The 20,791-nt window shown below is 44.0% G+C and carries 16 protein-coding genes and 1 tRNA gene; 3 read left to right on the forward strand and 14 right to left on the reverse strand.

The window, feature by feature from the left end:
- Positions 1-33: 33 nt before the first annotated feature.
- The 5 genes from BGP76_RS02505 to BGP76_RS02525 form a co-directional block, all read right to left on the reverse strand.
- Positions 34-1,347, reverse strand: a complete 1,314-nt coding sequence (locus tag BGP76_RS02505) for a TolC family protein (RefSeq protein ID WP_221409838.1) — start codon at positions 1,345-1,347, stop codon at positions 34-36.
- The gene (locus BGP76_RS02510; protein WP_119843479.1) at positions 1,340-4,495 is read right to left on the reverse strand and encodes an efflux RND transporter permease subunit; all 3,156 of its coding nucleotides are present in this window, start codon (positions 4,493-4,495) and stop codon (positions 1,340-1,342) included. The genes BGP76_RS02505 and BGP76_RS02510 overlap by 8 nt, the downstream gene beginning before the upstream one ends.
- A gap of 3 nt (positions 4,496-4,498) precedes the next feature.
- Positions 4,499-5,617, reverse strand: a complete 1,119-nt coding sequence (locus BGP76_RS02515) for an efflux RND transporter periplasmic adaptor subunit (protein ID WP_119843480.1) — start codon at positions 5,615-5,617, stop codon at positions 4,499-4,501.
- A 3-nt stretch (positions 5,618-5,620) separates the two neighbouring features.
- Complete coding sequence (locus BGP76_RS02520) at positions 5,621-6,091, reverse strand: MarR family winged helix-turn-helix transcriptional regulator (RefSeq protein WP_119843481.1); 471 nt, start codon at positions 6,089-6,091, stop codon at positions 5,621-5,623.
- Positions 6,092-6,181: 90 nt separating this feature from the next.
- On the reverse strand, positions 6,182-7,564 hold the full coding sequence (locus tag BGP76_RS02525) for a D-alanyl-D-alanine carboxypeptidase (RefSeq protein ID WP_147407350.1): 1,383 nt from the start codon (positions 7,562-7,564) through the stop codon (positions 6,182-6,184).
- Positions 7,565-7,649: 85 nt separating this feature from the next.
- On the opposite strand from BGP76_RS02525, the gene BGP76_RS02530 reads away from it, so the two are divergent.
- Entirely contained in the window at positions 7,650-8,681 is a 1,032-nt protein-coding gene (locus BGP76_RS02530) for a zinc dependent phospholipase C family protein (RefSeq protein ID WP_245816787.1), read from the forward strand.
- A gap of 31 nt (positions 8,682-8,712) precedes the next feature.
- Here the strand turns inward: BGP76_RS02530 and ettA are convergent, their stop codons facing one another.
- Positions 8,713-10,392, reverse strand: coding sequence for an energy-dependent translational throttle protein EttA (gene ettA, locus BGP76_RS02535; protein WP_073119583.1), 1,680 nt, complete (start codon positions 10,390-10,392; stop codon positions 8,713-8,715).
- 93 nt (positions 10,393-10,485) lie between these two features.
- Here ettA and BGP76_RS02540 point away from each other — a divergent pair, with 93 nt between their 5' ends.
- Together BGP76_RS02540 and BGP76_RS02545 are read left to right on the forward strand one after the other, a co-directional pair.
- Positions 10,486-11,757, forward strand: coding sequence for a DUF349 domain-containing protein (locus BGP76_RS02540; protein ID WP_119843483.1), 1,272 nt, complete (start codon positions 10,486-10,488; stop codon positions 11,755-11,757).
- Positions 11,758-11,926: 169 nt separating this feature from the next.
- Complete coding sequence (locus BGP76_RS02545; protein ID WP_073119581.1) at positions 11,927-12,148, forward strand: DUF2795 domain-containing protein; 222 nt, start codon at positions 11,927-11,929, stop codon at positions 12,146-12,148.
- A gap of 55 nt (positions 12,149-12,203) precedes the next feature.
- On the opposite strand, the gene BGP76_RS02550 is transcribed toward BGP76_RS02545, so the two are convergent.
- From BGP76_RS02550 to purL, 8 genes are all read right to left on the reverse strand, one after another.
- On the reverse strand, positions 12,204-12,884 hold the full coding sequence (locus BGP76_RS02550) for a 2-C-methyl-D-erythritol 4-phosphate cytidylyltransferase (protein ID WP_119843484.1): 681 nt from the start codon (positions 12,882-12,884) through the stop codon (positions 12,204-12,206).
- A gap of 69 nt (positions 12,885-12,953) precedes the next feature.
- A complete protein-coding gene (gene queA / locus BGP76_RS02555) occupies positions 12,954-14,000 on the reverse strand; it encodes a tRNA preQ1(34) S-adenosylmethionine ribosyltransferase-isomerase QueA (protein WP_073119579.1) in 1,047 nt (348 codons plus the stop codon).
- A gap of 241 nt (positions 14,001-14,241) precedes the next feature.
- Positions 14,242-14,472 (reverse strand): hypothetical protein, encoded by a 231-nt coding sequence (locus BGP76_RS02560; protein WP_139280886.1) that lies wholly within the window; start codon positions 14,470-14,472, stop codon positions 14,242-14,244.
- Positions 14,473-14,602: 130 nt separating this feature from the next.
- Positions 14,603-15,163, reverse strand: a complete 561-nt coding sequence (gene pth, locus BGP76_RS02565) for an aminoacyl-tRNA hydrolase (RefSeq protein WP_073119577.1) — start codon at positions 15,161-15,163, stop codon at positions 14,603-14,605.
- A 109-nt stretch (positions 15,164-15,272) separates the two neighbouring features.
- Positions 15,273-15,884 carry a 50S ribosomal protein L25/general stress protein Ctc gene (locus BGP76_RS02570; protein ID WP_073119576.1) on the reverse strand — a complete coding sequence of 204 codons (612 nt, stop codon included), beginning with the start codon at positions 15,882-15,884 and terminating at the stop codon, positions 15,273-15,275.
- 10 nt (positions 15,885-15,894) lie between these two features.
- The gene (locus BGP76_RS02575; protein ID WP_073119575.1) at positions 15,895-16,827 is read right to left on the reverse strand and encodes a ribose-phosphate pyrophosphokinase; all 933 of its coding nucleotides are present in this window, start codon (positions 16,825-16,827) and stop codon (positions 15,895-15,897) included.
- 53 nt (positions 16,828-16,880) lie between these two features.
- Positions 16,881-16,953 (reverse strand) — tRNA-Gln (locus tag BGP76_RS02580).
- A 95-nt stretch (positions 16,954-17,048) separates the two neighbouring features.
- Positions 17,049-20,717: a phosphoribosylformylglycinamidine synthase gene (gene purL / locus BGP76_RS02585; protein WP_119843485.1), complete on the reverse strand. Its 3,669-nt coding sequence runs from the start codon at positions 20,715-20,717 to the stop codon at positions 17,049-17,051.
- Positions 20,718-20,791: the final 74 nt, after the last annotated feature.

Below are 20,791 nucleotides of genomic sequence, written 5' to 3' on the forward strand. Positions count from 1 at the left end.
ACCGACGACAGATTCCTCCTGACCAATGCCTACTTAGAAGCTAGCTTGTAGCAAAGTGCCACTCAGTTGTAAGAGTGCGAGCTCCGCCTGTTTGGCGCTGTACTTGGCTTGGTTGTAGTTGAGGTTGGCGTTGAGCAGGTTGAACTGCGCCTGTCTAAATTCAATCGAGGTGATCTGTCCGAGTTGGTATTGCTCTTGAGATCGGTCAAAGTTGCGCTCGTTGGTTTGCAGGTTTTTGGCTTCAGCCTGCATGACGAAGAGTGCCGTCTGGTAGATTGTCCAGGCGTTTTGCAACTGCGTCTCGAGAGTCAGCTCTGCTTTTTCGAGCGTGACTTGTTGGTTTTCATAGGCGAGTCTACTGTTTTGTCGCTGGATATTGGATTTTCCTCCATCGAAGATGTTCCAGGATAGAGAGGCACCGACCGTACCTGTGGTCGAGTTGATCTCGCTGAGGAAGTTGCCGGGTGCATTGTGGTTGTAGTTGTATCCGTAGGATCCGTTGATTCCGATTTTTGGAATGATGGCAGATTGAGCCGTCCGGATACCATAATGGCTACTGGTGAGGCGGCTTCTTTCTTGCAGCAAAGTAGCGTTGTATGCTTGTGCATTTTCTGCTAGGGTGTTGTACAAGAGGCCGTCAAATACCAACGTGGTGTCTACCTCAAATTCCACGCTCACGTCTCGTCCCATCATCAAGTTGAGGTTTCGCTTTTCGTTGCGGAGCTGCTGCTGGATCGTCAAGTAACTGATACTGTCCGTGTTGTAATCCACCTCGGCATTGAGTACATCCAGATTGGTGTTTTGACCATAGTCATAGCTGTACCTGGCACGCTGCAAGCGATCACGAGAGATGTCCAACGTTTGCTTTTGATTGAGCTCGTTTTCGGTGAGGCGTGCGATCTCATAGTATCCCGTAAATAGGTTGATCAACGTGTTTTCCATCACAGTGCGTGCCTGTAGCTCACTGAGTTGGTAGTTGACCTGTAGGATTTTGTAATCGTACAATCTACCCATACCATCAAATACCGTGTAGTTGAGCTGTACTTGAGCATTCGCACCGTAGCTGTTTGCTCCATTGATCGTGGTGTCTGCTCCGGAGCTGTAGGACAGGTTGGAGTTAGATACCGAATAGTTTCCAGCAGCAGAGCCATTGACTGTCGGCAGGTAGCCACTGTTGAGCAAACTGGCGTTGTTTTCGGCGACCTCTTGGTCGATTGTGGCTGCTCGGATGTCAAAGTTGTTTTCCAATGCGATAGATACCGCATCGGATTTGCTCAGTACTTCTTGTCCCAGGGCTGAGGCCATGGACCCCAGACTCAAGATTGCTATGATGATGTATTTATTCATGACCGTGTTCACCGTTTTCTACTTCTAATTCTTTTACTGCACGTTCTACTTCTTCTTGGGTTGGCTTCTTGCCATGCCATAGCCATAGCCAATAGACTTTGACGTCATTGCCTGTAGCGAGCATGAGTGGTAGCATGACCAGCGTCAGCACAGTCGCCATGACGATACCGTAGGCGATGGCGATGGCCATTGGGATCAGAAACTGTGCCTGACGACTCGTCTCAAAAATCAATGGAGCTAAACCAGCTACTGTCGTGATGGATGTCAAAAAGATGGCTCGGAACCTTGACTTGCCCGCTTCGATTAGCGCATCGTTGTAGTTCATGCCTTCTTTCAAGTTACTGTTCATCTTGCCGATGAGCACCAACCCGTCGTTGACGACTATACCGATCAATGCGATGATACCGAGGAAGGACAGCATGTTGATCGGGAACTCATGTATCCAGTGTCCCCAAGCTACACCGATCAGACTAAACGGGATCATTAGCAACAGCAAGAGGGGCTGGCTAAACGACCGGAACGTAAAGGCAATGATCAGGAAGATGGAGAAAAAGATAATCGGAATGACTTGTGCCGCAGAAGTCTGTGTCTTGTTTGCTTCACGATTTTGTCCTTCAAATATCGGCGAGACGTTGGGGTATTTGGCTTTGAGTATAGGAAGCATGTCTTCCTTGATGGTAGCCATGACCTCAGTTGCACTCGTCTTCGGGTCTTTGAAATCCGCATCGACGCGTATTTCACGTTTCCCGTTGAGGTGATTGATAGAGATCTCACCACGAGCGATTTCATAATTCACAATTTCGCTGAGTGGTACACGGTCTCCTTGTGAACTCACGATACGCATGTCGTCTAAGTTTTTGATCGAGGAGCGTTCTTCCTCGTCGTAGCGTACCCAGACTTTGATTTCATCTCTGCGACGCTGAAATCTCTGGGCTTGGTAGCCAAAGAAGCCGTTACGAACTTGACCAATCACATCGTCGAGCCTGAAGCCCATGGCATAGGCGCGATCCTTGAGTGTGATTTTGATCTCCTTGATACCCTGTGGATCGTTGTCTTGGATGTCTTTGAGGAGTGCATTTTCTTTCATATATTCCTTGAGATCTGCTTTGGCTCCTTTGAGCTCTTCGATGTTGTCACTGAGCAGGGAGATGGAGATCGGTAGTCCACCGAAGTTACCCCCCGAACTGTACACCACGCTTTCTGCACTATGAATTTCACCTACTGCTTCGCTGACCGCTGTAGAGAGTTCATAGGATGGAAACATCCGTTCTTCACCAGGGAGGAGGTGGATGTACAGTGTGGCTTTGGATGTGCCAGGGCCAATTCTTCGGATGATATTTTCGATTGCATCCTTGTCTTGTTTCTGATCAAAGCGCTCACTTACTTCCCAGGTGATTCGTTCGATTTCTGTAATAATTGAGTCTGTGATGGACTCATGAGTCCCCTGTGGCATGGTGAGTGAGATGGTGACTCGATCACTGGCTATCTGAGGAAAGAAAGTCGTACGAATGATTCCAGCGTTCATTGATCCTATTGTCAGTGCCAGCATGAATATTGGGATGGCGAATCCTAGGAGTTTGTGATGCAAAAAGAACTCTAAGAACGGGACATAGGCTTTGTCTCTGAACCAATTCATACCTTGCTCAGCATAGCGGTTGAACGCGTAGGTCTTTTGCTCTTTGGACAGGGCCTTGGAGTGTGCTACGTGTGAAGGCAGGATGATGAGTGCCTCTACTAGTGAGATACTTAGCGTCAAGATCACGATGGTTGCGACCTCTCCAAAGAACTCTCCGATACGTCCCTCCAAAAAGAAGAAGGTCGAGAAGGCTACCAATGTCGTCAGAATCGCCGAGATGATCGCTGGGAATACTTCGCGTGTACCGACTACTGCTGCTTGTATTGGGCTGAGTCCTCGTTCGTGGTGATAGTAGATGTTTTCAGCGATTACAATCCCGTCATCAACGAGGATACCGATCACGATGATCATCCCAAAGAGCGACAGGACGTTGATCGTCACTCCAGCAAATGAAGCAAACATAAACATCCCCAAGAATGCAATCGGCAAACCAAAGGCCACCCAAAAAGCGAGTCTTGGTTTTAAGAAGATCGCTAAGAAAAAGAGGACAAGTAGCATCCCCACTACGCCGTTTTCGAGCAGTAGCTGTGAGCGTTGTAGTACTGTGATAGAAGAGTCACGGATGATGTCTAGTTGGACATTGTCATGTGTCGCGTTGAATTCGGTGATGTAGGCCTTGGTTTTCTCTGCTACATCGATCAAGTCTTCGGAGATGGTCGCATCTGTCCGTAGACGTACGGCTTGTTTCCCGTTGTAAAACAGCCTGTCAGGTGTCTCAGACCAGCGGTCACGCACAATAGCTATGTCGCGCAGACGGATGAGGTTACCATTGTCACTGGCTTTGACGATCAGGTGATCCAGTTCGTCACCGTAGTATGCGCGGTTGCTGACTCGGATCAGGTATTCCTCTGTAGGGGTCTTGATGGTACCACCTGTGACTAGGATGTTGGTCGAGGAGATGGCACGTGCCACATCTTCGAAGGTCAAGTCATAGGCTCTTAGTTTGTCTTCGCTCAGTGCAATTTCAATCTCTTCTTCGGGATAGCCGATGATATCTACTTGTGAGATTCCAGGGATGTTTTTGAGGTCTGTCTCGACATCTCGTGCCATGGATTTGAGAGAAGTTAACGGGACGTTGTCCCCGCTGAGGGTCATCGAGATCACCTCGGTGATGAATATCCCTTTGGATACTACGGGGGGCTCCATCCCGACAGGGAAAGAAGGTATACGATCGACGGCATTTTTGACATCTGCGAGTACGGCATCTATGTCGTATCCTTTGAGCACTTCGACGTAGATGCTGGCACTGTTTTCGGAGGAGGTAGAAGTGAACCTATCAATACCTACTAGTCCACGGATATTGTCTTCGATCTTGAGAACGATTCCTTCTTCCATCTCTTGAGGAGAGGCTCCAGGGTAGGTCACGCTGACCGTGATGTCTCGGCTTTCCACCAAGGGAAAAAAGGAAGACTTGAGGTTGAATAGCCCCGTTAGTCCCAAAAAGACAAACGCGATGACTATGATCCAGCCAGCGACTGGATACTTGATGAAATGATCAATAATTTTCTGCATGGTTTACTGCTTTTTTTCGCTGTACACTTTGACTTCCATGCCCTCGTAGGCACCTGGTACCAGTTTGGATACGATCTCTGTCCCATCAGTCAGGCCAGATACGATGACGGTCTCTTGCGTCTTGTGGATGACCTGAATGGAGACGAGTTTGAGTTTGTTGTCTACTACGGTGTATATTTTGTTTCCTCCTACGAGTAGCTTGCTGTCTAGCTCGTAGACTTGATCGACTTTTTGTCCCTCGATGTGCGCTTCGAGGTAGAGCCCCTCTTTGAGCCCTTCTCCCTTCACGTCGATGAATACGAGAACCGTTTGGGTAGTTGCGTCTACTTTGCCGTTGATACGGGCGACTTTTCCTACCCATGCTTGGTCAGATCCTGGGGATGAAACCATAACATTTTGGCCTGGAGCTAATGAGGAAATCATCGAATGACTAATTGCGATTTCTAGTTCGTACACTGACGGATCGATGAACTCACCGAGTTTTTGTCCTGTGCGGATGACAGTGCCTGGACGTACGAGTGCCTCAGTCACTACACCACTATATGGTGCGCGGATGTTGTATTTGCTCTGGACGATTTCTAGATTTTTGGTGTTGTAGTAGGTCGTATAGATGTTCTTTCCCGTGATGAAGTATTTTTCTTTGTCAGAAGTTGTCTCTGGCAGTGCAGGGATGGGTTTGTCTATGTCAAAGTTGATGACGTATTGGTTCCATCTCTCGAAAGATTCTGGATAGTCTAGTCTCAGATCTGGCAGAATGCTAGTGACCAAATTTTGGAGGACACTTTTCTGTGCTTGAAGATTGGCATAGGAGTCACTGCTCTTTATTTTGACGAGGACTTGTCCTTTACTGAACTGCACACCTGCTTTGAATTCCTTCCCTGTGGTTTGCATCACTCCTTGTACTTCGGCATAGATGTCTGCTTTGTTTTTGGCGGTGAGTCTACCACTTTCGGTGATGTTGATTGACTCGGACTGGTTTTTTACCGTCTCGGTAAAAATGGTGGAGAGTGCTTTTTCGGCAGGCTTCTTTTCATCCTTTTCAATGTTGGAGATTTTTTTGTACCCGAAGATACCTGCTGCGATTAGTGCGATCCCTAATACAATTGTAACTTTTCTGTTCATGATTTAATGCTTGCAAGGAATAGAAAATTCATCCGCGTTGATGTTTTTTCTAATCCTTTGTAATACCCCTAATGTTATAGATAATTCTTTTTTTGTGATGCCAGACTGTATCAGCTGGAGTGACTCTACCAATGCAGGTATGGCCTTGTCTAGTTCTTCTTTTCCTTGTGGTGAAATGAATACCAAATTGGTTCTTTTGTCCGTGTCAGAACCTTTTCGGTAGACGAGATTTTTTTTCTCCATCGTCGTGAGTAACCGCGCCAGCGTAGTTTTCTCTCTACTCGCAAAGCTTGCTAGGTCATTTTGCTTGATACCCTCGTGTTTGGCAAGGACGCGTAGCAAGATGAATTGTGCCTTGGTTAGCTGGATACCACAACTGGCAAACATTTCGGTAATGAAATGATCCAATGCCTTGGTGGTTTTGCCAATCCAAGGTAACAATGACTCGTCTAATGGATGCATGTTTTTGCTCATCTTCGAATGGAATACGAAAGTAGATGGCGATGGTTGTATATGCAACCAACTATTTGTAAAAAAGGTAAATTGGCATGATGAGTGGTCGAGCTAGTAGGTCTCGTGAATATGCTTTAGAATTTTTTGCATTTCGGATTTGACGGGATATGAGCTACCTCGGTAATTGTTGTTCATGAAGGTGAAAAGGAGGTCTTTTCCAGATTGGGTATGGATAATTCCAGTGAGGTTGTGATTGTTGCTGAGCGTTCCCGTCTTAGCATAAAGATAAGGAGGTTGACCTTCTTCGGGCTTGTACCAGCCTTTAATCGTGCCATCTGTGCCACCTGTAGGTAGTAGGGATTTGAATCTGTCAATCGTGATTTCTGCTAAGATCAGTTTCATTAGACTGATCATAAACTGAGGGGTGACTAGGTTGTATCGAGATAGACCAGACCCATCCTTCCAAACGAGTTGTTCTCTATAGGGGTAGAGTTCTCTTAGGAGCAGCTGGTTGCGAAAAGCTGTGGAATTCATTTCGATTTTTAGTTCGCTCGTGGCGAGATACTGCAATTGTTCGGCGATGAAGTTGTCGCTACGTTTGAGCATTAGTGCATAGATGTCGTTCGATTCTATAGAGTAGATGGTTTGAGGGGACTCAAATTCAAAGTTTTGAGCCAAGTGTACCTTGCGGTGGAGGGTGTCTTGTAGTAGGGCAAGTGTGAGTTCGTCAGAGGTTTGAAATGGAATTCGGTTTTTGTAAGCTGATCGAGCCGTATCAGGAGAGAAATGAAAGATGTTGGCATGGAGGTTTCTGGCATGTGAGTAAGTCTTTTCGAAAGTCTCATAGAGCTGAACCTGATCTTCGAAGAACCGAGGGAGAATGTCAAATTCGTGGCGCAAAGTGTCATAGATGAAATGCACTTCGTTGGCATAAACAGGAAATCCACTGCGTTCTGCCTGAAAGTAATATTCATAATCTTCCCAAGTCCAACCAGGTGCATGAATATCATCTTTGAAATTAGGGGTTACATAAGCTAGGTGTAGCGGTGAGTTGCTGATGAAGTCAAACGCAACTTGGTTGTTGAAGTCAGGATTCAAAAAAGTGGGGTCGCCAGTTCCTGTAAAAAAGAGGGTATCGTTTCTTGTTTCGTAGATCAGTCCAGGAATGGAATCGCCTAAGGCCATTAGCCCGCCATAGAAGGTGATCAGTTTGGTATTGGAGGCTGGTGTGAAGAATTTATCAGCATTTAGTTCTATGAGGTTTTCGTTGGCTTCAGGGTCGTGGAGGACAAAACCTGTAAAATGATCCTGTAACACTTCGTCTTCAAGGATGCTTTTGGTGATTTTTTTACTCTTGAGGTTTTGTTTCATGGTCACACAGGAGGTGACAGATATACATACGAAGAGGAGTGCGGCTACTCTGTTAAGAATCATGCTCAATGTTACAGGTTTCTCTTTAAAAAATAGGTGAGCATAGGGTGTGATTTCTGTCAAAAGGGTTATTTTTAATCGCAGGGGATAACCTGTTAAGTCTATTAGCTCTGCTAACCGCAGGGATAATGGATCGATTAGAAAGTTAATGCCTTGGGAGCTTGTCCCGAGGAGGAGTTATTCAACCAACCAACTCACTGCACTGATGTATAGAAAATGGATTCTTGGCCTGTTTTTGTTTTGTTCATCCTTGACGAGTACAGGAAGCTACTATTGGGGTTTTCATGCGCACCGCAAGATCAATCGACTAGCCGTATTTACTCTCCCCCCAGATTTAATTGATTTTTATAAGCGACACATAGTCTATATGACTGAAAATGCCGTCAATCCCGACGAGAGACGCTACGCCATCAAGGAAGAAGCGCCACGTCACTATATTGATTTGGATGTATACGGAGAGGATGCTTTGTCTATTTTGCCGCATCGATGGGATAGTGCCGTGGCGATGTTTACGGAGGATACTTTGCAAGCTTATGGTATTGTTCCTTGGCATATTTCGTTTATGAAATGGCAGTTGACTCGTGCATTTGAAGAGAGAAATTTAGAACACATTTTACGCTATTCGGCAGATATAGGTCATTACATAGCGGATTCTAATGTGCCACTTCATACCACTGAAAATTACAATGGGCAGTTGACTGGACAGTATGGGATTCATGGGTTTTGGGAATCCCGATTGCCAGAACTGTATGATGAAGAGTATGATTTTTTTGTCGGTAGGGCAGTCTATGTAGATGATGTGAATAGTTATGTTTGGGATGGAGTCTCTCAGGCGCATCTGGCGTTGGATTCGGTATTAGGATTTGAAAGGGAATTAACGACAGATGTATCGGAGAGCAAGAAGTACTCCTATGAAGAACGTGGCAATAGATCGGTCAAAGTGTATTCGAAGCACTACTCGAAACTGTATCATCAAAGGCTGAATGGAATGGTCGAGCGACAGATGCGGGCGAGTATCAAAATGGTAGGGGATATATGGTACACCTGCTGGGTGGATGCGGGACAGCCAGATGCTATTGACCTGCTACAGCTCAATTTGGACACCAAAGAAATCGAAAAGCTTAAGGAAGAGCGGGAGTCTTGGGAAGAAAGAACAGTTAAGAGCAGAGAGCATAATTGATCTCTGCTCTTAATCAGTATGCGTTTTATCGCTACTGAAGTTTTTTGTATTTGATACGCTTAGGCTCTGCATTACCTAGACGCTTGATTTTGGCCTCTTCATAGTCAGAGAAGCTACCCTCAAAATACACTACTTGGCTATCTCCTTCGAAGGCTAGTGTATGTGTACATACTCTGTCCAAGAACCATCTGTCGTGACTGATGATCACTGCACATCCTGCAAAGTTATCCAACCCTTCTTCGAGTGCCCGGAGAGTGTTGACATCCAGGTCGTTGGTAGGTTCATCCAGTAGCAACAGGTTTGCTCCTTCTTTGAGTGTCATAGCGAGGTGTACGCGGTTACGTTCTCCTCCGGATAGATCGCCTACTTTTTTACCTTGATCTCCTCCTCCGAAGTTGAACTTGCTTACATAAGCGCGCGAGTTGATTTGTCTACCGCCAAGATCAATCAGTTCATTACCTTCTGAGATAGTTTCCCATACCGTTTTGTTTGGGTCTAGATGATCGTGCTCTTGATCTACATAGGCAATTTGTACCGTCGATCCTATGTCGAAGGTTCCAGTATCAGGCTTTTCTTTGCCCGTAATCATGTTGAAAAGCGTCGTTTTACCAGCTCCATTGGGGCCAACGATACCAACGATTCCCCCTTGTGGGAGAGAAAAAGTGAGGTTTTCGTACAATAGTTTGTCTCCAAATGACTTGGAAACGCCTTCTACTTCTATGACTTTGGAACCTAGTCTTTCACCAGCGGGAATGAATAATTCTAGCTTAGATTCTCGTTCTGCTGCGTCTTGACCAGCCAATTTATCATAGGCATTCAATCTTGCTTTGGCTTTGGCTTGACGACCTTTTGGTGCCATGCGTACCCATTCGAGCTCGCGTTGTAGCGTCTTCTGACGTTTTGATTCAGTCTTCTCTTCTTTTTCGAGTCGTTTTTGTTTTTGCTCTAGCCATGAAGAGTAGTTTCCCTTCCATGGGATACCTTCTCCACGGTCGAGTTCGAGTATCCATCCAGCGACATTATCAAGGAAGTATCTATCATGCGTCACTGCGATGACAGTTCCTTTGTACTGTGTGAGGTGTTGTTCTAACCAGTGTACTGACTCTGCATCGAGGTGGTTGGTAGGTTCATCTAGGAGCAATACATCGGGCTCTTGGAGTAGTAGGCGGCATAGAGCGACTCTTCTTTTTTCTCCACCTGATAGGTTTTCTATCAGTGCATCCGCGGGAGGAGTGCGTAGCGCATCCATAGCGCGATCTAGTTTGCTGTCTAGCTCCCATGCGTTGAGATTGTCTAATTTTTCTTGAACAGTGGCTTGATCAGCCATGAGTTTATCCATGGCGTCTGGGTTATCGAGGATTTCAGGATCAGCAAATTTCAAGTTGATTTCTTCGAACTTTGCGAGTAAATCCATGGTTTCTTGTACTCCTTCTTGCACAATTTCCTTGACCGTCTTTTTAGGATCCAACTTAGGTTCTTGTTCGAGTAGGCCGATGGAATAGCCATCTGAAAACACAACTTCGCCTTGGTATTCTGTGTCAACTCCAGCGATGATTCTCAATAATGACGATTTTCCTGATCCGTTCAGACCCAAAACGCCGATTTTGGCACCATAGAAAAAGGAGAGGTAGATATTCTTTAGAACTTGTTTTTGTGGAGGGTAGATTTTGGATACCCCAGCCATTGAAAAGATTACTTTTTCGTCACTCATTGTATCAATTATTTTCGACAAATATGGCGAAAATAATTCTGTCTTGGGCTTGAATGGCTAAATTGCAGCCAATTTTAATATTCTTTTAGTACGGTGGAAATACCTTTTGGACATATCGCAGATGGCATACTTTATAGAGATGCCGCTGGGGATTTTAAGCAGTTGGAGTTAAAAGCAGTGTCAGATGATGATGCAGTGTCAGTGGTCGCACAATACGTGGCTAGTTTTGAAAAGCTCTTAAATAAGTTTTCGGAAGTCGAAAACAAGATAAATACTTCAAACAACAAAGGCTCATTTCTATCTAGCCTGCTCAATATTAAAGATCAGCTACCAACGCATGCTGGTTTGGGTGATTATGTGAGCTTGCAAGAGAAGATCGATCTTAATGTCAATCTGCTGGAGGATTATGTCGCCCAAAACCGTCAAAAGAATACGGATATTAAAACAGCACTCCTGCTAGAGTTGGATGCCATTTTAGAGAATAACGATATAGATGAGGCTTTTGAACAAATCAAAGGTCTCAAGTCGAGATGGATAAAAACGGGTAGTCCAGGAGAAGAAGTTAAGGAGGAGTTAGAGTCTAAGTTTAAGGCAGGGATGGATGCTTTTTTTGAAAAAAGAAACGCCTTTGACGAAGACAAAAAAGACCTACTCAACGCTAGAGTTGTCGAATACAAAGCCATTATTGCCAAGATAGAGGGCTTTATTAAAGCGAAGGATTTCTCCTCCTCATTGAGTGTTGTCAAATCTCTTCAGTCCGAATGGAAGGAGATAGGTAGAGTGCCAGAGGCGGAGTTCAAAGCGCTGAACGATCAATATTGGGAACTTTGTCAGCAGTATTTCGATCAAAAGAGATCTGTGCAAAAAGAGCAATCCAAAAATAAATCTAAGAGTAAAAAAGAGAGTCTAGCACAGCGTCAGAAGGTGATCAAGCAGATGGAAGAGGTTTTGCACGAAAGTTTGCGTGCAGATCAGGTTGCTAAAGTGAAACAGCTAGGTCAAGAATGGAAAAAGTGTGGTCCTTTATCTCGCAAGGATAATAGCGAGATACATGATCAGTATTTAAAGCTTTCTCGTGCTATACAAGAACGTCAGTTTGTTCTACAACTCACCAAAAAGAAGGTCAAGGATTTTAAATCCAAGGAGGATAAAGATAAACTTTACGCACTACAAAAAGTGATCAGAGACCTATTGAGAAGGGATGAAACAGAGCTGAGTTCGTTTCAGGAGAATTTGGAGAAGATGCATATCAACAAAGGGTCTTTTGTAGATATGTTGGAGGCTAAACTTCAGACGCAACAAGATAAGGTGACGACCAAACGTGAAATTCTGAAGGAAATTCAAGAGAAGATCAAAGAAGCTTAGTCTCAGATTATACATTCGTATTTTGTTAAGGTGACTCTTGTGTTTTTTTGATGTCTAGTGTATATTAAAAGAAATATAGTTGTTTATATTTTTCAGTATTGTTTGAAATGTCGTTTAAAAATATATTTTTGCAGACAAATTAAGAAACCACTAAAACAAGGGATTTAATATGTATTGGACATTAGAATTAGCGTCGTATTTGGAAGATGCTCCTTGGCCAGCTTCAAAAGATGAATTGATTGATTACTCTATCAGATCGGGAGCTCCTTTGGAAGTTGTTGAGAATTTACAAGAATTAGAGGATGATGGTCAGCCATTTGAAAATATTGAGGAGATATGGCCTGATTACCCTACAAAAGAAGATTTCTTTTTTAATGAGGACGAGTACTGATACAGTACCTACGTTTCTGATATAAGAATTGAATGCCTGATCTCACGATCAGGCATTATTTTTTTCTACTCTTTAGTATTGCTTCTGCTATCCAAATATCTTCTGGAGTCGTGATCTTGAGATTAGCGTAATCTCCTTCAACCAGATTGATTGTCTCTCCATAGTGCTCCAGTACACTTGCGTCATCGGTAAATTGGTCATGAGAGGCATGAGCGAAAGCGGCCTTGATCAATGAAATATTGAAAGTCTGAGGAGTTTGAATGGATACATATTCGGATCGGTTTACTGCATGGTTTTGATCAGTACTTACTCGTCGGAGCGAATCTTTTATAGCTACTGCTGCTGTAGCATTTCCATGTTTTTCTGCTTGATCAAACGTTCGTGCGATCACCGCTGATGAGATCAGCGGTCTTGCTCCGTCATGCACTGCTACGAGTCCTTTTGAGTCAATCACCGAGAGTCCGTTTCGGACAGATTCGAACCGTGAGCGCCCTCCATGAGTGATCTGATGAGGGGTGGTGAAACGATGTGTGTCAATGAGTTGTTGCCAGTATGTCACATGCTCCTTAGGTAGTACTACTGTTAGTGTTATGCTAGAGTCATAACTGTAGAATGCTTCAAGTGTGTGCATTAGTACTGGGCGATCTTCAAGGAGAAGAAACTGCTTAGGTGTACTGGCCTGCATACGGCTGCCGATACCTCCTGCTACGATGATGGCATGTTTTAGTAAGCTCATGAGTGGCAAATGAACAAAAAAAAGCTCCAAACTAATAGCTGGAGCTTTTATAAAGTTTTTACACTGTTATTAGATAATTAGCATGGCATCACCATAACTAAAGAACCTGTATTTCTCTTTGATCGCTACTTGATAAGCATCCATGATTAAATCATATCCACCAAATGCTGCTGCATTCATCAATAACGTTGATTCTGGGAGATGAAAATTGGTCAATAAAGACTTAACAATTTTCGGTTCGTATGGAGGGAATATGAATTTGTCCGTCCATCCCTCATTGGCCTTTAATCTGTCGCTGGCTGATACCGATGATTCTAGTGCACGTAGTACCGTTGTACCAATAGCACAAACGTTCTTTTTCGTGTCCAGTACATTATTGACGATGTCCGCTGTGGCCTCTGGTACTATGAAGTTTTCAGAATCCATTTTGTGCTTTGTGAGGTCTTCCACATCGACGGGTCTGAACGTTCCCAAACCTAAATGTAGGGTGATAGGGTTGACGTCTACGCCAGCTAGTTCGAGTCGTTTGAGAACTTGCATAGTGAAGTGAGCTCCTGCAGTAGGTGCAGCCACTGCGCCGACTTTGTCCGCATAGATTGTTTGGAATCTTTCACGATCTTCAGGCTCTGTCTTACGTGCGATCTCTTTAGGTAAAGGAGTTTCTCCTAACTCGTCGATCGTTTTGTAAAATTCCTCATCCGTACCGTCAAATAAGAAACGAATGGTTCTACCTCTAGAAGTAGTGTTGTCAATGACTTCTGCCACTAGGTCTCCTTCACCAAAGTATAGCTTGTTTCCAACTCTGATTTTTCGAGCAGGATCTACCAGTACATCCCATAGGTGTAGCTCTTTATTGAGTTCTCTTAGTAGGAATACTTCGATTTTAGCGCCAGTCTTTTCTTTGTTTCCGTATAGTCTTGCGGGAAAAACTTTTGTGTCATTAATTATGATGCTGTCTCCTTCGTTGAAGTAATCAATGAAGTCAGTGAAGACTTTGTGCTCTATTTTACCAGAGTCTTTATGAATCACCATCATTCTGGCTTCATCACGATTTTCGGTAGGGTATAGGGCTAGTAGTCCTGGAGGCAGGTCAAACTTAAATTCTGATAATTTCATTCGCTAAAATTTATTGGATTGGTACCCAGATTGAATATTCCTTGAGAAGAAAATAGAATCATTCAAATTGTGTGTTTAAACAAACGCAAACTACGTTCATCTTAAAAATGAGAGGGCAAAAATAGCAAATTAATTTGATGTTTTATAACACCGGTAGATTTAAAATACTCGATAAACAAAAAGGACTCGCTAGCGAGTCCTTTTTGTTTATCGGAGACAGATATCTGTCCTGTTTTTTTGATTATTCTGCAACAAGGCTGTCAGCCTCTTCTGTAGCCAAAGAGTCAGCTTCCATTTCTACAACTGTAGAGTCAGCTTCCATGGTTTCTTCAGGAGTAGTTTCTACTACTTCTACTTCCTCTTCAGTTACTTCTGCAGTTTCTGTTGAGCTACTTTTTGATTCACAAGATGCTGCTGCTAGTGTGAAGACAAATGCAATAATTAATAAATTAACGTTCTTCAAAATTTTCATTGGTAATAAGTTTTGATTTAAGTGCATGAAAGTATGTCCTTAAATCCGAATTGTCAAATCTTGATCTGTACTTTTTTAATATTTAATTTAATTATTCGGTAAAACAGTTCGGAATATGTGGTTACGCAGTTTAATCATTAAATTCATTCATCGTTTTCTGGGCTCCAATCGTGCAGAATGATAAGGCCATGTCTGCAGCTTTGTCAATTTTGAGTGGTAGGTCTATCATTTCATCTTTAGAGAAATTTGATAGTACATAGTCTGCTTGTTGGCCTTTGTGGAAATTATCTCCAATACCAAATTTGAGACGAGCATAGTTGTTACCACCTGTAGAGTCATCTATGCTTTTAAGGCCATTGTGACCTGCATTGCTGCCCTTTAGGCGCATGCGTAGGTTGCCGTAGGGTAGTGCTAGGTCGTCTAGTATAACGAGGACGTTTTCTTTGGGTATCTTTAGTTCCTGCATCCAGTAGTTGACCGCTTTGCCACTCAGGTTCATGTAGGTCGTCGGTTTAATGAGGTGGATCGTTCGTCCCTTATGTTTAATCTCTGTTTTGTTGGCTAGTTTGAGATGCTCGAAGGTGGTGCCTTTGTCATCAGCAAGTTTGTCCAGTACTAGAAAACCGATGTTGTGTCTGGTTAATTCATATTCTGGGCCGATGTTGCCTAGTCCGACGATTAAGTATTTCATGTATCAGAGTAGATTAATTTTTCTTTGAACCTGTAATTTAGTCAATGGTGTAAAAAAAAATCCTGTTCGGTGAGGAACAGGATTTGGTATTTTTAAAATGAAGTTTGAATTATGCTTCAGTAGTTTCCTCTTCACCTTCTTCACCTTCGTTAAGCTCACTTGCAGATTTACCTCTAAGTGCTCTTGGGATTTCAGCTACTGCGATAGATGCTTGCGGCGCATCTTGGATTTCGTAGTTTTCAGGAGTCAAGTCACCCACTTTAACTGCTTTACCGAATTCAAGCTTACTGATGTCAACATCAATGTGCTCAGGCATGTTTTTAGGCAAAGATTTGATAGAAAGAGTTCTTCTCTTTATGATCAAAGTACCACCGTTTTGAACTGCTGGAGATTGACCAGTGATATGTACTGGGATATCCATTTTGATGGTTGTACCTGCTGTCCACTTTAGGAAGTCTACATGTAGTAGTGTTTCACTTACTGGGTGGAACTGAAGATCTTGCATGATTGCGTCATACTCAGTACCTTCTACGTTCACTTTTACAAAGTGAGCCTCAGAGGTATAAACCAATTCTCTGAAAAGTATAGCTGGAGCATAAAAATGGGTCTGCTCACCTTCACCATAAACTACACATGGAACCATTCCTTCGTTGCGTAATTTTTTAGAGTCAGCTTTGCCGAGATTTGCTCTTTTATACCCTATAATCTCAATCGTTTTCATAATTATATATTTATTGTTCAAATAATTTGCTAATAGATTCGTGTCCATGGATTCTTTTGATTGCGTCAGCAAACAAAGGAGCCATACTGGCCACATGTATTTTGTCTGAGCTTCCTTTTAAAGGAATACTGTCAGTTACCACCAGTTCTTCTAGAGAAGAGTTGTCTACATTTTCATAGGCACTGCCAGACAGGATAGGGTGTGTACAAAAAGCTCTGACTGATTTAGCACCTTTCTCCTTGAGAAGATTTGCAGCTTTGGTCAAAGTACCTGCTGTATCGATGATGTCATCGACTAGGATTACATTCTTGTCTGTGACATCACCTATCACTTGCATAGAGGCCACTTCATTGGCTCTTTTTCTGTGTTTGTCACATACGACCATATCAGCCTTGAAGAACTTGGCAAACTCTCTCACTCTTTTTGTGCTTCCTACGTCAGGAGCGGCAAAAATGAGATTGTCAAGATTTAAGTTGTTGATGTATGGTACGAAGATCATGCCTGCGATGAGGTGGTCTACTGGGATGTCAAAAAATCCTTGGATTTGATCCGCATGAAGATCACATGTCATCAGTCTAGTCGCGCCAGCTGCTTGAACCAAATTGGCCATAAGCTTCGCTGCGATGGATACTCTTGGTTTGTCCTTTCGGTCTTGACGAGCATAGCCGTAGTAGGGGACGACCAAGTTGATAGTTTTAGCACTTGCTCTTTTGGCAGCATCTATCATCAGTAATAGCTCGATGATGTTGTCAGATGGCCCGTTAGTAGACTGAATTAGAAAAACGTCACAACCTCTAATAGACTCATCAAAGCTGTAATAAAGTTCTCCGTCACTAAATTTTCTTGAGGTGGATTTGCCTAAATCTTGACCGTAGTGCTTTGCGATTTTTTGGGCGAGGGCATCTGATCCAATACCTGCAAAGAGTTTGACTGATGATGACATTTTCTGGTGTTTAGTATTAAAAAAATCCCGGCATTAGAGCCGGGATTTTTCTGTTGGTCTACTAGGGCTCGAACCTAGACTCTTCTGGACCAAAACCAGACGTGTTGCCAGTTACACCATAGACCAATCATTTGCCCCTTGATTTGGGAGTACAAAAGTAGAATTTAGTTTCAATAAATCAAACTTTCATTGATAAAATTCACCTTAATTTTTACTCTTTTTTAGTTATGCTTTGATATCCAATCTTTTGCATTCATGAAAGCTTGAATCCATGGAGTCACTTGATCCTTTCTTTCTAAAGGGTAGTGTGCCCAGTTCCATGAGAAAATCGATCGTTCTAAGTGAGGCATCATTGCGAGATGTCTGCCGTCTTTGGAGTAAACACCGGCCACATCATAGTCTGACCCATTTGGGTTGGCAGGGTAGGCGCTGTAGTTGTATTTGAGACAGGTACTGTATTCGTTTTCTGCGAGTGGCAGCTCAAACTTTCCTTCCCCATGTGCTACTGCAATACCGAGACTGCTGCCAGACAGGTTGCCAAGCATGATGGAGTCATTGTCTGGGATATTGACGGATAGGAAGGTCGATTCGAATTTACCCGATTCATTGTGCTGCATTTTAGGATGGTTTTCCATTTCAGGGAAAATTAGTCCAAGCTCCATCATTAGCTGACACCCGTTGCATACGCCGAGGCTCATCGTGTCTGGTCGTGCATAAAAATTCTTGAGTGCTTTGTTGGCTTTCTCGTTGTGTAGAAATACTCCAGCCCAGCCTTTGGCCGATCCTAGTACGTCGGAGTTGGAAAACCCTCCTACAAATACGATCATGCTGACATCTGAGAGATCGTCTCTGCCAGTCATCAAATCGGTCATGTGTACGTCTTTGACATCAAAGCCTGCAAGATGTAGGGCGTATGCCATTTCTCTATCTCCGTTGACACCCTTCTCTCTAATGATGGCTGCTTTGATACCGCTAGACGTTTTTCTATGTTGATCTAAACCAAGGTCTGTAAGTTGTCCTTTAAAGTTTTCAGGAAAATTGTAGATGAGGGGCTGTACCTCATAGTTGTCAAAGCGGTCTTTGGCTAAGTAAGGCTTTGTTTGATGGGTGTCTAGCAGGTACGAAGTTCTCATCCAAGTGTCTCGTAGCTCGTCGATGTTTAGGTGAATTTCTTCTGCATCTGATTTGACAATGAAGCTGCGTTCGTGATTGATCTGCCCGAGTGTGATGTAGTCAAGACCTGAGGCAGAAATTGCTGCTTCTTCAATGTCTCGCACTTGTAGTACTACTGCAGGACTTTCACTAAATAGGACTTGGCTCATCGATTGATCAAATGAGGACAAGTCTACCGTTGCTCCACTGCATATTGCAGGGAAATGCATTTCTAATAAGGTTGTGATTAGCCCACCTGCAGATACATCATGACCTGCCAAAACGTGATTTTCTTTGATCAACTGCTGTATAGTTGCAAAGGTCTTGATGAAGTGTGTGGGTTCGGGTGAACCTGCTGGAGTGTTGCCTAGCGAGTTTTTGGTTTGAGCATAGCTAGAGCCGTCTAATGAGAATTTATTGTCGGATAAGGGGACGTAAATCAATGAAGTATTAGGAATCTCTTTGATGTCTGGAGTGACGGTTTGATTGATGTCGCTGACTTCTGCTACGCTGGAAATAATGACTGTACCTGGTGAGTCCACTGTTTTGCCATCGCTATACTTTTGTGTCATGGATAAGGAGTCTTTTCCTGTAGGGATGTTGATTCCCAGTGCAATGGCATAGTCGCTGACAGCTTTGACCGCATTGTATAGTCTTGTTTTTTCTCCTTCGGTCTTGGTAGGCCACATCCAGTTGGCGCTCAGGGATATTCCTTCAAATCCATATGTCTGTGGTGCGAATACCAGGTTGGTCAATGCTTTGGTGATGGCCAATTGAGAGCCTTTGACAGGATCACAGATGGCTGCTACGGGAGCGTGTCCTATAGAAGTCGCGATCCCTTTGTTGCTGGCAAAATCCATCGCCATGACTGCCACGTTGTTGAGAGGGAGTTGGATTTCTCCACAGGTTTGCTGTGTAGCGACGCGTCCTGTGACGGATCGATCGACTTTGTTGGTCAACCAGTCCTTACATGCTACTGCTTCGAGTTGTAGGAGATGGTTGAGGTCCGATTCGAAGGTTTCATTGCTTGCTGTGACCGCTTTGTACTTTTTGTTGAGCGTTTTGTCCTCTAAGATAGTTTTTGGCGAAGAGCCAAACATTTTGTCCAGTCCCCAATTGACTGCTGCTTTTTCTTTTCCTTCACGAGCAAAGGTGAACTGCATGTCTCCGGTAGCTTCTCCTACTTCGAAGAAAGGAGCTCTTTCGCGAGCAGAGATTTCTTTGAGTTTTGGGATGGCAGATGCAGGAAGTGCGAGTCCCATTCTCTCCTGTGATTCGTTTCCGATGATTTCTTTGTCCGAAAGGGTAGGGTCGCCCACAGGGAGTTTGTTGATGTCTATTTTTCCTCCCGAATCTTCGACGAGTTCAGATAGACAGTTGAGGTGACCTCCTGCTCCATGGTCATGTACAGAGTGTATTGGGTTGTCGTCACCCTCGACCATCGCACGGATGGCGTTGGAGACTCTTTTCTGCATTTCAGGGTTGGAACGTTGGATGGCGTTGAGCTCGATCGCATTGGCAAACTCACCCGTAGTGACCGAAGATACAGCACTACCTCCCATGCCGATGCGGTAGTTGTCACCTCCCATGATGACGATTTTGTCACCTGTCAGTACTTCTTTCTTTTGGGCGCTTTCTTTCTTGCCATAACCTACACCTCCAGCCATCATGATGACCTTGTCAAAACCTTGCGTTTCGTTGTTTTCTTCGTGCTCAAAGGTCAAAACACTACCACAGATGACTGGCTGACCAAATTTGTTACCGAAATCACTCGCGCCGTTGGATGCTTTGATGAGTATCTCTAGAGGAGTCTGGTAGAGCCAGTCTCTGGCTTGTATGTTGTTTTCCCAAGGCTTCTTGCCGTCGAGTCTTGGGTAGGATGTCATGTAGACGGCTGTGCCTGCGAGCGGGATGCTGCCTTGTCCACCCGCCATACGGTCTCTGATCTCTCCTCCCGATCCGGTGGCAGCACCGTTGAAGGGTTCTACGGTCGTTGGGAAATTGTGGGTTTCCGCTTTGAGCGAAATGACCGAATCAAAATCCTTGGTCTCGAAGTAGTCGGGTTTGTTTTGTGTCTTGGGAGCGAATTGCTGTACTCTCGGTCCTTCTATGAATGCAACGTTGTCCTTGTACGCCGATACGATTTTGCCTGGAGTGGCAGCAGATGTTTTCTTGATGAGTTTGAAGAGGGTGTCTTCTTTTTCTTCCCCATCGATGATGAACTTGCCATTGAATATCTTGTGACGGCAGTGCTCAGAGTTGACTTGTGAAAAGCCAAATACTTCACTGTCCGTTAGTTTGCGTCCGAGATCGGTCGCTACTCCTTCCAAGTAGGTGACTTCTTCGTCGCTCAGTGCTAGTCCTTCGGCTTGGTTGTAGGCGGAGATGTCGTCAATCTCTAGGATGTCTTCTGCGTCTTTGCTGATGATGAAAGTCGACTGATCTAATGTGTCGTATTTCTGGTTCAGCATGGGGTCAAAATTCCCTTCGGTGAAAAATTCCTCGATACGATAGATGCCTTCTATACCCATGTTTTGGGTGATCTCTACGGCGTTGGTGCTCCATGGAGTGAGCATTTCTTTTCTCGGTCCGATGAATGAGCCTGAGATGGAATCCACCTCCAAGTGCGTCGCTTCACCAAAAAGCCAGTTGAGCTTTTCTATGTCAGTGGATGATAGTTGAGATTGTGAACCTACGAGGTAGTAGGTGGAGTCATTTTTCTTGAATATTGAAATCATCTATGGAAGGACTTTAATAAGCCGCAAAAATAGAAGTATTTAGGGAATTTATGGAGTGATGGCTGTTGAATATT

This window comes from Reichenbachiella sp. MSK19-1, assembly GCF_003590315.1.
Lineage (GTDB): Bacteria > Bacteroidota > Bacteroidia > Cytophagales > Cyclobacteriaceae > Reichenbachiella > Reichenbachiella agariperforans.